This window comes from Chitinophaga cymbidii, from assembly GCF_007992715.1.
Taxonomy (GTDB): domain Bacteria; phylum Bacteroidota; class Bacteroidia; order Chitinophagales; family Chitinophagaceae; genus Chitinophaga; species Chitinophaga cymbidii.
Map to the genome: position 1 here is coordinate 2349105 of NZ_BKAU01000001.1, position 12843 is coordinate 2361947.

A 12843-nucleotide genomic window follows, 5' to 3' on the forward strand; every position below is an offset into this window, starting at 1 on the left:
GCTGTTATTGCGGGGATGGCGTAAGGTCGCCCGGATGGGCGCTTCCCGCCACTAACCGGCGCTTCTGGTCCGGCGTTACGGAAAGGAACACGTATACGGTATCGGCCGGTAACAGCGGCTCGATGATCTCCGGCCATTCCACGAAGCAAATAGCGTCCGGATGGTACAGGCAATCCTCTACGCCGGTGCCGATGGCCTCTTCGAGGCTGCGCAGGCGGTACAGGTCGAGGTGATAAATGATCTTTTCCTTTTCTCCGCCGTCTTTGAAGCGGTATTCATTGATGATGGAAAAGGTGGGGCTGGCCGTGGCGTCTTCCACACCTTTGGCGGCGCAAAGCTCCTTTACGAAGGTGGTTTTACCCGCGCCCATCTCGCCGTCCAGCGCAAATACCTGGCTGGCGGGGAAGGTTTCCCAGAACCGGCGGGCCACTTCGGGTAGTTCATCATACGAGAAAGTCAGCTTCATATAAGGGATAAAATTAGCAATTCCGTTGCAATAATCACCTCCACCCGCCGCAACCGTTCAACAACAGGCTGCTGCCGCATTTTAGGCTTCCTTAAAAAGCACCGCCGTTGCATTAATATTCCCCTTTTGAAGGCGTTGATGGGGTAATTTTGTATTACTATGGAAACGATCAATTGCAAAGTAAAAGGAATGAACTGTTCCAGTTGCGCGCTGACGATCTCCAGATACCTCGAGAAGAAAGGCATGGAAGATGTGGTGATCAGCGTGGCTACGGAGGAGCTGCAATTCAACGCGCCCTCGGGCGCGGACCCCGGGGAAATACTCAACGGCATCAATGACCTCGGCTACCAGGTGGTCCTGCCGGACAGCACCGGCGCCAGAACGCCCGTCTTCAATACCCTTACCTTCAAATTCTTTTGCTGCCTCGTTTTTACAGCGCCGCTGCTGTTGCATATGTGGGTGAACTGGCACTGGCTGCACAATCCCTGGATACAGCTGGCATTGACGGTGCCGGTATACATCGTGGGCATGCTGCATTTCGGCGGCAGCGCCTTCCGCTCCCTCCGCAACGGCATGGCCAATATGGACGTGCTCATCACCCTGGGTGCCACCGCTGCCTTTGCTTACAGCCTCACGGGCACCTTGCAGGGCCTTGGGGAGGATTATCTTTTTTATGAAACCACCGCGGCCATTCTTACGCTGGTGTTCCTGGGGAACCTGCTGGAGGAAAGGTCCGTCAAATCCACCACTACGGCTATTGCGGAACTGGCGAGAATGCAGCATACAAAGGCAAAACGTATTCATGCCAATGGGGAGGGGCAGGAGCATATTGATGAGATCGATAACGCGGATCTTCGTGTAGGCGACCGCGTTTTAGTGAACACCGGTGACAAAGTGCCGATGGACGGCACGATCTATTGGGGCGACGGGCATGTGAACGAATCGATGATCACCGGGGAAAGCGAGCCGGTGGCGAAAAGAGAAAAAGATAAGGTGATCGGCGGCACCATCCTGGAAGATGGCAGCTTCAAGCTATATGTGACCGCCACCGGCAAGGATACCGTACTGTCCTATATCATCGACCTGGTGAAGCAGGCGCAGCACAACAAGCCGCCCATGCAGAAGCTGGCGGACAGGATCAGCGCGGTTTTTGTGCCGCTGGTGCTTGGCATTGCGCTGGCTACTTTCCTGGGCTGGTATTTCGTAGGCGGGAAACCGTTAGACACTGCCATGATGCGCAGCATCGCGGTGCTGGTGATCGCCTGCCCCTGCGCCATGGGGCTGGCAACGCCTGCCGCCGTAATGGTGGGCCTGGGCCGGGCCGCGCGCAACGGCGTGCTTATCAAAGGCGCCAATACGCTTGAATCTTTCCGCGATATCCGCCAGATCGTGTTCGACAAAACCGGCACGCTCACCACCGGCAAGCTGCAGCTCGGGCAGTGGCAGGCTATCGGGATGGACGATGCGGCTTTTAAATCTGTTGTATACAGTCTTGAAAAATATTCCTCCCATCCCATTGCGCGTTCCATCGCAGCCTTGTGGAAAGGTACGCCGGAAACGGCTTTGCAGCAGGTGCGCGAGCGGAAGGGCGTGGGCATGGCGGCGCGGGACGCGGAAGGGAATGAATGGCAGCTTGGTTCTTTCATCATGGCGAAATCCGCTACGGAAGACGATTCCCATAACATTTACTTATTGAAGAACGGACAGCTGGCAGGTTGGCTGGATTTCACCGACGAGCTGCGGCCGGACGCCCGCAAGGTGATGACGCAGCTGAAAGAAAGCGGCATCCGCACCATCCTGCTGAGCGGCGACATGCGGCGGAAGTGTGAGCAGATCGCGCGGGAGCTTGGGATCGATGAAGTATTCGCGGAACAGTCGCCGGAGCAGAAGCTGCGGCAGATCGACAAGCTGATGGCGGAGGCGCCGACAGCCATGATAGGTGATGGCATCAATGATGCGCCGGCACTGGCGAAGGCCAGCATCGGCATATCCCTCAGCGACTCCACGCAGGTAGCCATGCAAAGCGCCAACGTGATCCTGCTGAACAACCAGCTGGGCTCCCTGCCGCTGGCGATGGGCCTTGGCAAACATACCTATCTCACCATCAAACAAAATTTGTTCTGGGCGTTTATTTATAACGTGGTAGCCATCCCGGTAGCGGCGTTGGGATACCTGAACCCGATCGTGGGGGCGCTGGTGATGGGGCTGTCTGACGTAGTGCTGGCGGTCAATTCCGTGAGGCTGCGGTTCAAGCGGGTGATGTGACCGTTTTCCTTAAATTTACATCTTGTCTTCAGCACTTTCCATATTAAAACAATTCTGGGGCTACGACCAGTTCAGGCCCCTGCAGGAGGATATCGTGCGTTCCGTGGCGGAGGGCCGCGATACGCTGGCGTTGCTGCCCACCGGCGGCGGCAAGTCCATCTGCTTCCAGGTGCCCGCCATGATGAACGACGGGCTTTGCCTGGTGGTCACGCCGCTGATCGCGCTGATGAAAGACCAGGTGGAGAACCTGAACAGGCGCGGCATTCCGGCTTTTGCGATTTACGCGGGCATGCAAACGAGGGATGTGGACAAAGTGCTGGCGCTGGCGCGCGAAGGGGAAATTAAATTTCTCTACGTATCGCCGGAAAGATTGCAGAGCAAGCGGTTCCTTTGGTATTGCGAGGTGCTGCCGGTAAAACTGATAGCGGTGGACGAGGCGCATTGTATTTCGCAGTGGGGCTACGATTTTCGGCCGGCTTATCTGCAGATCGCCTCCATCCGCGAGCATTTTCCCGATGCGCCTGTCCTCGCACTAACGGCAACGGCTACTTCGAAAGTCAGGGAAGATATCTGCACACGCCTGCAGTTGAAAGAGCCGGCGGTGTTCGTGAAAAGCTTTGCCCGCCCCAATCTTTCTTACAGCGTGATGGAGCTGGACGGCAAGCTGGCGAAGATCAGGCAGATACTGGACCGGCTGCCGGGCAGCGCGGTGATATACTGCCGCAACAGGCGGCAGACAAAAGATATTGCGGAGCTGCTGGTATCGCAGGGCATCTCCGCGGGCTATTACCATGCCGGCCTCCCCGCGGCGGAGCGCACCGCACGGCAGGAAGCCTGGATCAAAAACGAAGTCCGCGTGATGGTCTGCACCAACGCTTTCGGCATGGGCATCGACAAACCGGATGTGCGGCTGGTGCTGCATGCGGACGTGCCCGACAGCATCGAGGCGTATTACCAGGAAGCGGGCCGCGCGGGACGGGACGAGGAAAAGGCGTATGCCGTATTGCTCTTTCATGAACGCGACCTCCGGGAAATGAAAGAGCGCATCCCGCTGCAATTCCCGTCCCTGGAAGAGATACGCGAAGTATACCAGGCCGTGGTGAACTATCTGCAGGTGCCCATCGGCAGTATAGAAGGCGTGTATTATGATTTTGACATCAACGATTTTGTAAAACGTTTCTCCATCAATATCACCCTTGCTTTCAGCGTGCTGCGCATTTTGGAGCAGGAGGGCTTCCTGCAGCTGAGCGAAAGCGTGTTCATGCCCTCGCGGGCGGAGTTTGTGCGGGACCGCGACGGGCTGTATGATTATGAGCAGGTCAACCCGGACATGGAGCCGCTGATCAAAACGCTGCTCCGCACGTATGAAGGGATCTTCGACAATTCCGTACCCATTTTTGAAAAGCAGCTGGCCAGGCTGATGCGCATCGGTGAGCAGGACGTGATACACGATCTGAAACTGCTGCACCGGCAGGCCGTTATCAGCTACCAGCCCCGGAAAGACCAGCCGCAGCTATCCTTTCTGCAGGAGCGGGTGTCTGCTTCCTATCTGCGGATAGACATGGCTTTGCTGCAGCAACGGCAGAAAGCGATGGAAGAACGCGTCGCCGCTATAGAAGCGTATGTACGTAACAGTGATACCTGCCGCACACAGCAGCTGGTGGCTTATTTTGGTGAGCGCGATACGGCGCCTTGCGGTGTTTGCGACGTGTGTGTGAAGAAACAGAAAGGTGATCTGCAGCTGAAGGAGTTCGGGGAATTAACAAAAGCAATCCTCGGCGCCCTGCAGGAAACATGCTCGCTGGAAACCCTGATGCAGCGCGTGAATGCAGAGGAAGGCAGGATTCTGGAAACCCTGCAGTTCCTCGTGGCAGAAGGTTGCGTGTTGCGGGATAAAGATGGATTGCTGCGGGCTGTTTAAAGCGTTACGATCCTTCCTTCCTCACTGCTTTGAAAAGCCGCTTCTATCACCCTCACCACGTTCAATCCTTCTTCCGCGGTAACCGGGTTTGGTTTTCCTTTCCGCAGCGCTTCGTATATGCCCTGGTAATAATCGAGGTAATTGCCATTGCCGCCCGGCAGGTATTCTTTCACGGTTTTGCCGTCTTTCTCCGTATGGAGCAATCCCCATTCATCCGGTGCTTCCGCGCCCCAGTCCGGCGTATCCGGCAGCACGCCTTTCATCAGCAATGCTTCCTGGATGTCTGATTTCGATTTGATGAACGAGCCCTTGCGGCCGTGGAGTACATAAGCAGGCAGCGCTTCGCGCACCAGGTAGCTGGATTTAAGGCGTGCGCGCAGCTGATCGTAATACAGCAGCAATTCAAAATAATCATCCACCAGGGAGTCTTTCCGGATGATGCGGATATCGCCGAAAACAGATTTGGGCATGCCAAAGATGGTCAGCGCCTGGTCGATGAGGTGGGAGCCGAGGTCGTATAACGCGCCGGTGCCTTTTTCCGCTACTTCCTTGTGCTTTTTATAGCTCAGCTCTTCCTTGAAGCGGTCGTAATGAAATTCCACTTCCAGCACATCGCCGAGCAGGCCATCTTCCACCACTTTCCGAACGATCTTGTAATCGCTGTCGTAGCGGCGGTTCTGGTACACGCTTAATAATAGTTTCTTTGAAGCGGCGAGCTGCACCAGTTCTTCGCCCTGCGCTACGGTAACGGTGAAAGGCTTCTCCACGATCACGTTCTTGCCGGCCAGCAGTGCGGCTTTGGCATATTCGTAGTGTGTGTAGTTCGGTGTATTCACCACGATCAGTTCGAGGGAGGCATCCTGCCACAAAGCATTTACATCGCTGTAGCTCTTTACGTACGGGTAGCGTTGCTGTGTGAGATGCTTGCTGCGTTCTACCACGGCGGTCAGTTCAAATTCCGGGTGCACGTGAATGAAGGGGGCGTGAAATGCGTAGCCGCTGTGGCCGTAGGAGCAAAGCCCTGTTTTGATCGGTGATGACATTATTCGTTGTTTTTCGTTTTACATTAAACCCGCATTGCGGCAGCGCGGCCGGCTGGTGTGCGCTTGCGCCGTCCATTGTTTGGCCAGCGCATGTATTACAGCGTTTATCTTCTGCTTCTACCACCCAGCCCCAGCACACCTAAAAGCGCGCGTACACCGGCGCTGGCCAATGTTCGGGCCGCCTGCCTGCCGGCGGAGCTGCCCAGGAATTTGTCCAGCATGCCTTTTTCTTCTTTCTGGCGTCCTTTCCTGGCGGGAGCGGCCGCTTCTTCCTTCTCTGCTTTTTCCGCTGCTTCTTCCAGCTTGGCGGTGAGTATTTCGTAAGCGCTTTCGTTGTCGATCTCCTGGTTATATTTTCTGATCAGCCGGGAGTTGCTTACCAGCTGGTCGATCTCCTGCTCTGTGAGCACGTCCATGCGGGAACGGGGAGAAGTGAGCATGGTAGCGGCAAGCGGCGTGGGTGTGCCTTTTTCGTTGAGGCAGGTCACCAGCGCTTCTCCGATCCCGATCTGGGTGAGCAGTTCGTCTGTTTTGTAGTAGTCGGAGAGCGGGTAGTTTTCCGCGGTCTGCTTGATGGCCTTGCGGTCGTTGGCCGTGAATGCGCGCAGGGCGTGCTGCACTTTCAGGCCGAGCTGTCCGAGTACGGATGGCGGCACGTCCATCGGGTTTTGCGTGCAAAAGAAGATGCCCACGCCTTTTGAGCGGATGAGCTTGATGATGGTTTCGATCTGCTGCAGCAGCGCTTCGCTGGCTTCCTGGAAGATGAGGTGCGCCTCGTCTATGAACATTACGAGCTTGGGCTTGTCCAGATCCCCTTCTTCCGGCATGGTGGCATAGAGTTCCGCCAGCAGGCTGAGCATGAAGGTGGAGAACAGTTTGGGCCGGTCCTGTATGTCCGTTACGCGCACGATGGATATCTTGCCGCGGCCGTCGTCGCCGATGTGCATGAGGTCGTCCACTTCAAAGGATTTCTCGCCGAAGAACAGGGCGGCGCCCTGCTGTTCCAGCTCTATCACTTTCCGCAGGATGGTGCCGGTGGAGGTAGTGGATATTTTGCCGTAATCCTTTTCCAGTTCTTTCTTGCCTTCATCGCTGACGAACTGCAGCACTTTCTTGAAATCCTTCAGGTCCAGCAGGGGCAGCTTGTTATCGTCGCAATACTTGAAGATCATAGCTACAAGGCCGGCCTGCGTGTCGTTCAGTCCCAGTATTTTCGACAGCAGCACGGGGCCGAACTCGCTGACGGTCGCGCGGAGGCGTACGCCTTTTTCCTGGCTGAGGGTCAGCAGTTCTACGGGGTAGGGCGTGGGACTGTAGGTCCCGCCGATCTTCGCGTACCGCTCTTCAATTTTGGCGTTGGAAGCCCCCGCGGCGGCGATCCCGCTAAGGTCGCCCTTGATGTCCATCAGCATAACGGGCACGCTGGCGTCGCTGAGCCCCTCGGCGATGATCTGCAGGGTCTTGGTCTTTCCCGTGCCCGTGGCCCCCGCGATGAGGCCGTGGCGGTTGAGGGTCTTCAAAGGCAGCAGCACATCGGCGCCGGTCACTACTTCACCGTTGAGCATGGCGCAGCCCAGCTTGAAGTGCTCGCCCTTGAACGTATAGCCGTTCCTGATATATTCCAAAAAAGCTTCCTGGTTAGCCATGATGATCGATTTTCATTTTCAAGATAGGGAAAAGGATGATTTTTTCAGAGCGGCTATTCTTCCTTCAGCAACGCTTTGGCTTCATTCACACTCCGCTCCATCAACGCCTTCACTTCGGTCATCTTCTTTTTTTCTTCTTCGAGATAAGTCTTCTTTTCGGCCATCGTTTTGCCTTCCATTTTGAAGTCGAAGCTGTGCATCCAGTCGTTCATCGCATTATTGGCGCTGTCCAGCAGCGATGCGGCAGCTTTGTAGGAGGAGGCGTCAGCTTTTTTGCTGTCCAGGCTGTCCGCCACTTCCTTTGAGCGGGTGGTGAGGCGGCGGATGGCCATGGTGTGGGCCATGCCTTCGTCGTGGAGGTCCATTACTTCGGCCTTCAGGCTGTCAACCATCAGGGAATCGCTGTCAGCCGTTGTTTGTGTGCTGGTGTTGCCCTGGCAGGCGGCCAGTGCGAAGATCGCTGCCATTGGCAGGATGCGGGTCATGAACGTATACATAAGGTCAGAATTTACAATGAGCTTAACGGGAATGATTCTTTGAGCCGGATACCTTTTTCCGTGGAGTGCAAGATACCACATTCAATAGAAGGATCGTGCTCGAAATACAGCACATATTGCCGCTCGTTGGCTTCCATGAGAAAGCGTTTTTTCTCTTCCAGCGTGGTGAGCGGGAACATGTCGTATGCCATTACGTAGGGCAGCGGGATGTGCGCCGCGGAGGGCAGCAGGTCGGCCATGTAGATGATGGTCTGCCCGTTGTAGCGGATCTCCGGCAGCATCATCGCGTCCGTATGCCCGTAGGCGAAGCGTACGCGCATATGGTCTGAAAAGGAGATGCCGTCGTGCTGCGCTATGAATTTCAGCTGCCCGCTTTGCTCGATGGGCAGGATATTTTCTTTGAGGAAGGAGGCTTTCTCGCGGTCGTTGGGGCTTACGGCCCATTTCCAGTGCGCTTCGTTGCTCCAGTAGGTAGCGTTTTTGAACGCGGGCGCCAGTTTGCCGTCTTGTCTTTCTATGCTGCCGCCGCAATGATCGAAATGAAGGTGGGTGAGGAACACATCGGTGATGTCGTTACGATGGTAGCCGGCGGCCTGCAGCGATTTGTCCAGCGTATCATCGCCATGCAAATAATAATGGCCGAAGAATTTATCGTCCTGTTTATTGCCGATGCCGTTATCGATGAGGATGAGGCGGTTGCCGTCTTCCACCAGCAGGCAGCGCATGGCCCAGGTGCACATATTGTTCTCGTCCGGGGGATTGAGCTTTTGCCAGAGGGTTTTGGGCACCACGCCGAACATGGCGCCGCCATCCAGCTTGAATAACCCGGTATTAATTGTGTGTAGTTGCATACGCTAATCTACGTTGTTTATACAAAGCAGAAAACAGCCAGATCAAACCGACAGAGAAAAAGAGGATGAGCACGAGCACGGAATTGCGCATGCCGAACTCCTGGTCTATCCACCCGAAAGAGAAGAGGCCGAGTACGATGGCCAGCTTTTCGGTGACATCATAATAGCTGAAGAAGGACGTAGTGTCGCGGGTTTCGGGGATGAGCTTCGCGTAGGTGGAGCGGCTGACGGATTGAATACCGCCCATTACGAGGCCCACCAGCACGGCGAGTATGTAAAATTCTGTAACGGTATGCGTGTTGTACGCACCGAAACATACGCCGATCCAGAGGATCACGGTGGCAATGAGCACATGGAAGTTGCCGAAGCGTTCAGCGAGCCGCGCCATGCCCCAGGCGCCGAGTATCGCCACTACCTGTATCGCTACTACGGTGCCGATCAGCTCCGTATCGCCGAGCTTCAGCTCTTTGGTGCCGAAGATGGTGGCTACCATCATCACGGTCTGCACCCCCATGCTGTAAAAGAAGAATCCCCGCAGGTAGCGTTTCAGCACGGGCATGGTGCGCACCTGCGCAAATACTTTTTTCAGCTCTATGAAACCTTCGGTGAATACTCCCGCAAAATGCTTTTCCACCGCGGGTTGCGAAGGCGGCAGGCGGGCGAAGGTGATCTGCGCGAAGCCTATCCACCAGATACCCACCAGTAAAAAGGTGATCTGCAAAGCCTTTCCTGTGGAAATACCGAGGGCGTCGGCGGACAATACCAGCGCAAAGCCCACCAGCTGCAGGATCACGCTGCCGATGTAACCGAGGGAATACCCGCGGGCGCTCACCCGGTCCCGCAGCTCCACGGGCGCTATTTCCGGAAGGTAGGAGTTGTAGAACACGAGCCCGCCGCTGTAGCCGATGGCGGCGATCATGAAGCAGGCGATGCCGAGCGGGATGCTGTTCTCATCGAAAAAGAACAACGCTGAACAGGCGATGCCGCCGATGTAGCAGAAGAACCGCAGGAAATTCTTTTTGTTGCCGCGCGTATCCGCGATGGACGAGAGGATGGGGAGGCTCAGCACGATCAGCAGGTAGGCGAAGGACAGCGCGTAGTCGAACAGCACGGAGTTCTTGAGCGTCATGCCGAGGAACGGCACGTTGTCGTCAGGGTACCGGGCATGGGTCACGCCGATGTAGTACAAGGGAAAGAACGTGGTGGTGATCACGAGGTTGTACACGGAGTTGGCCCAGTCGTACATGGCCCATCCATTGATGACCTTTTTGTTCGGCAAGCTCATAGGGAGTAGAATTTATTTGTAATCAGTTATATGTATCCTCTCTTTACAAAAGCCGTATTCCTGCTCGTCGTTGGAGCTGACGATCACCATGCGGTTGCCGCAGTGATCGCGCACCAGCTGCTGGTAAAGCGCTATGCCGGCGGCGTCCAGGTTGGTGCAGGGCTCGTCCAGCAGCAATATCTGCACATCTGAAAAAATGGCCAGCGCAAGGCGGGCGCGTTGTTTCATGCCGGAGGAGAAGTTGCGCACTTCCTTGCGCCATGCTTTTTCCAGCCCCACCAGCTCCGCAATTTCCAGGGGCTTGTATCCCGGCAGGAAAGATTTAAAATGAAGATGAAATTCGAAGCACTCCTGCAGGGTCAGTTCTTCCACCAGCTCCAGGTAGGGGGCTACGATGGCGCTGTGGCGGAAGAATTGGTCCTGCGGGAGCGTTTGTTCGTTGAAAAGGTATTGCACGTCGCCTTCGCTGTGGTGATGGTGCCCGCTGATGATCTGCAGCAAGGTGGACTTGCCGGAGCCGTTGGGACCGAGGATGGCGTAGTGGCCTGTACCGGAGAATGTATAGGAAAAACGACGGAAGATCCAGTCGTAATTGAACCGCTTGCCTACCTGGTTAAGCGAGATCGTCATTCGCCCGGGTGCTGTATCCTCTCATGATGCCGCGGCCCGAATCGCGGATGAAGGAGAGTATCTCGTCCCTTTCGTCCGTTGCGGGGAACTCGGCTTCAATGATGCGGATGGCTTTGGAAATATTGTTGCCTTTTACGAAGAGTATGCGGTAGATGTCGAGAATGTGGTTGATCTTTTCCAGTGAGAACCCGCGGCGTTTGAGGCCGATGGAGTTGACGCCCACGTAGGAGAGCGGTTCACGGGCGGCCTTTACGTAGGGCGGCACGTCTTTACGCACCAGCGAGCCGCCGGTTACGAAGGCGTGATTGCCGATCTTGCAGAACTGCTGCACGGCTACCATGCCGGCCAGCACAACGTGGTCACCTACATTGATGTGCCCCGCGAGGGTGGTGTTATTGGAAAAAACGCAGTTATTGCCTACGATGCAGTCGTGCGCGATGTGGCTGTAAGCCATGATGAGGCAGTTGTTGCCGATGGAGGTTTTCCAGCGGTCCTTGGTGCCGCGGTTGATGGTCACATACTCACGGATGGTGGTATTGTCGCCGATCTCCACGGAGGTGTCTTCCCCTTCGAACTTGAGGTCCTGCGGGATGGCAGCGATCACGGCGCCGGGAAAGATGCGGCAGTTCTTGCCGATGCGGGCTCCTTCCATGATGGTGACGTTGGAGCCGATCCAGGTGCCTTCGCCGATCTCAACATTTTTATGGATAACGGTGAACGGATCAATTTTTACGTTGGGCGCGACTTTGGCGTCCGGGTGGATGTATGTGAGCGGGTGAATCATGCTTTATTTTCCTTCGCGTTTAACAATTTGAGCAACCATGTCTGCTTCTGCGCAGACCTTGTTGCCTACGAATGCGGTACCTCTCATTTCCACCAGGCCCCTGCGGATGGGGCTAAGCAGCTCCATCTTCAAAATCATGGTATCACCGGGCATTACTTTCTGCTTGAATTTGCAGTTATCGATCTTCAGGAAATAGGTATCATAGTTTTCGGGGTCCGGCATGGGATTCAGGGCGAGGATGCCGCCTACCTGGGCCAGCGCCTCGCAGATCAGTACGCCCGGCATCACGGGGTTGCCGGGGAAGTGCCCCTGGAATATCTGCTCGTTGAAGGTGACGTTCTTTACGCCTACCACCCTGGTGTCGCTCAGTTCAATGATCTTGTCCACCAGCAGCATCGGGTAGCGGTGCGGCATGGTGCGTACGATGTGGTTGATATCGTAGATGGGTGGCTGATTGGCGTCGTAGATGGGAACGTCCTTGTTATGTTTGTTCTTCTTGATGTACTGTTTGATCTTCCGCGCGAACTCCACGTTGGAGGCGTGTCCGGGGCGGTTGGCGATGATGTGCGCCTTGATGGGGAAGCCTATCAGGGCGAGGTCGCCTACAATGTCCAGCAGCTTGTGGCGGGCCGGTTCATTGGGGAAATGCAGTTCGGCGTTGTTCAGGATGCCTTCGCGTTGCTGCACGGACATTTTCTCGCGGTCGAAAGCCTTGGCGAGCCGGTTCAGCTCTTCTTCCGTCACCGGCCTGTCTACCACCACAATGGCGTTATTGATATCGCCGCCTTTGATCAGGTTGTTGGCCAGCAGGTATTCCAGCTCGTGCAGGAATACGAAGGTGCGGCAGGGCGCGATCTCCTTCCTGAATTCGCTGAGGCTTTTCAGGTTGGCGTGCTGGGTGCCGAGCACCTGGGAATTGAAATCTATCAGTGCGGTGATGCGGTAATCTACAGAGGGGAGGGCTACCATCTCCACTTTCTTCACCTCATCGTAGTAATTGATATTGGTGTCGATGGAGTAGTAGATCTTTTTGGCGTCCTGCTCCTGGATGCCGGCTTCTTCGAGTATGTCGATGAAGGGTTGGGAGCTGCCGTCCATAATGGGAATTTCCGGGCCATTCAGTTCTATCAGCACATTATCCACGCCCATGCCCACGAGGGCGGCGAGGATGTGCTCAACCGTGCTGACACGGGCGCCATTATGTTCCAGCGTGGTGCCGCGGGCGGTGTCCACTACATAGTCAACGTCTGCTTTTACGATCGGCTGATCGGGCAGGTCGATACGTTGGAATTTAATGCCGAAACCGGGCATTGCCGGTTTCAGGGTCATGTTCACATGTGCTCCAGTGTGCAAACCAACACCCGATATCGTCGCAGGGGCTTTAAGGGTCTGTTGGTTCGGCTGTTGATTTTCAATCATTATAGCTTCGTATTCAATGCGTTAAAAAGTCAGGTT

At 55.7% G+C, this 12843-nt stretch carries 11 protein-coding genes; 2 read left to right on the forward strand and 9 right to left on the reverse strand.

The window, feature by feature from the left end:
* Positions 1 to 4: 4 nt before the first annotated feature.
* Positions 5 to 466, reverse strand: a complete 462-nt coding sequence (tsaE, locus tag CCY01nite_RS09790; RefSeq protein WP_146860124.1) for a tRNA (adenosine(37)-N6)-threonylcarbamoyltransferase complex ATPase subunit type 1 TsaE — start codon at positions 464 to 466, stop codon at positions 5 to 7.
* Between the two features lie 159 nt (positions 467 to 625).
* On the opposite strand from tsaE, the gene CCY01nite_RS09795 reads away from it, so the two are divergent.
* A complete protein-coding gene (locus CCY01nite_RS09795) occupies positions 626 to 2731 on the forward strand; it encodes a heavy metal translocating P-type ATPase (RefSeq protein WP_146860126.1) in 2106 nt (701 codons plus the stop codon).
* Between the two features lie 22 nt (positions 2732 to 2753).
* A complete protein-coding gene (locus tag CCY01nite_RS09800) occupies positions 2754 to 4652 on the forward strand; it encodes a RecQ family ATP-dependent DNA helicase (RefSeq protein WP_146860128.1) in 1899 nt (632 codons plus the stop codon).
* Here the strand turns inward: CCY01nite_RS09800 and CCY01nite_RS09805 are convergent.
* From CCY01nite_RS09805 to CCY01nite_RS09840, 8 genes are all read right to left on the reverse strand, one after another.
* On the reverse strand, positions 4649 to 5695 hold the full coding sequence (locus CCY01nite_RS09805) for a Gfo/Idh/MocA family oxidoreductase (RefSeq protein ID WP_146860130.1): 1047 nt from the start codon (positions 5693 to 5695) through the stop codon (positions 4649 to 4651). The genes CCY01nite_RS09800 and CCY01nite_RS09805 overlap by 4 nt on opposite strands.
* Before the next feature lie 104 nt (positions 5696 to 5799).
* Entirely contained in the window at positions 5800 to 7341 is a 1542-nt protein-coding gene (locus CCY01nite_RS09810; RefSeq protein WP_146860132.1) for a helicase HerA-like domain-containing protein, read from the reverse strand.
* Positions 7342 to 7394: 53 nt separating this feature from the next.
* Positions 7395 to 7838 carry a hypothetical protein gene (locus CCY01nite_RS09815; protein ID WP_146860134.1) on the reverse strand — a complete coding sequence of 148 codons (444 nt, stop codon included), beginning with the start codon at positions 7836 to 7838 and terminating at the stop codon, positions 7395 to 7397.
* A gap of 11 nt (positions 7839 to 7849) precedes the next feature.
* The gene (locus tag CCY01nite_RS09820; RefSeq protein WP_146860136.1) at positions 7850 to 8689 is read right to left on the reverse strand and encodes an MBL fold metallo-hydrolase; all 840 of its coding nucleotides are present in this window, start codon (positions 8687 to 8689) and stop codon (positions 7850 to 7852) included.
* The gene (locus CCY01nite_RS09825) at positions 8670 to 9974 is read right to left on the reverse strand and encodes an MFS transporter (RefSeq protein ID WP_146860137.1); all 1305 of its coding nucleotides are present in this window, start codon (positions 9972 to 9974) and stop codon (positions 8670 to 8672) included. Before CCY01nite_RS09825 ends, CCY01nite_RS09820 begins: the two co-directional genes overlap by 20 nt.
* A gap of 12 nt (positions 9975 to 9986) precedes the next feature.
* Positions 9987 to 10604 carry an ABC transporter ATP-binding protein gene (locus CCY01nite_RS09830; protein ID WP_146860139.1) on the reverse strand — a complete coding sequence of 206 codons (618 nt, stop codon included), beginning with the start codon at positions 10602 to 10604 and terminating at the stop codon, positions 9987 to 9989.
* Positions 10588 to 11388, reverse strand: coding sequence for an acyl-ACP--UDP-N-acetylglucosamine O-acyltransferase (lpxA, locus tag CCY01nite_RS09835; protein WP_146860141.1), 801 nt, complete (start codon positions 11386 to 11388; stop codon positions 10588 to 10590). The genes CCY01nite_RS09830 and lpxA overlap by 17 nt, the downstream gene beginning before the upstream one ends.
* 3 nt (positions 11389 to 11391) lie before the next feature.
* On the reverse strand, positions 11392 to 12807 hold the full coding sequence (locus CCY01nite_RS09840) for a bifunctional UDP-3-O-[3-hydroxymyristoyl] N-acetylglucosamine deacetylase/3-hydroxyacyl-ACP dehydratase (protein ID WP_146860143.1): 1416 nt from the start codon (positions 12805 to 12807) through the stop codon (positions 11392 to 11394).
* Positions 12808 to 12843: the final 36 nt, after the last annotated feature.